The following is a 263-nucleotide window of genomic DNA, read 5'->3' on the forward strand; positions in this document are numbered from 1 at the left end:
TCCATCTTCTTGATGCCGCCCCGTTTGGCCGCGATACAGCAACGGGAATCCTCCGCGTCCTTCTCTTCACCCAGGCGCTTGCCCATACCGATGTAGCCGGCATCAGCGTGGACTCGCTTGTCATCATCCCGCACCAAGTGGTCTGCCATGGTGACATCTGCCACGTTAGCCGAGGTGGCAACCACGGTATGCGTCAGCCCGGTCACCGCGTCGACGCCAATGTGAGCCTTCATGCCGAAGTACCATTGGTTGCCCTTGCGGGT

Annotated in this window: 1 protein-coding gene; it reads right to left on the reverse strand. The window is 60.5% G+C overall.

What is annotated here, in order from left to right:
- A partial coding sequence (locus P8629_RS12090) for a transposase (RefSeq protein ID WP_278166359.1) occupies nt 1-263 on the reverse strand: 263 nt, incomplete at both ends.

It is taken from the genome of Hydrogenovibrio sp. 3SP14C1 (genome assembly GCF_029625905.1).
Classification (GTDB): domain Bacteria; phylum Pseudomonadota; class Gammaproteobacteria; order Thiomicrospirales; family Thiomicrospiraceae; genus Hydrogenovibrio.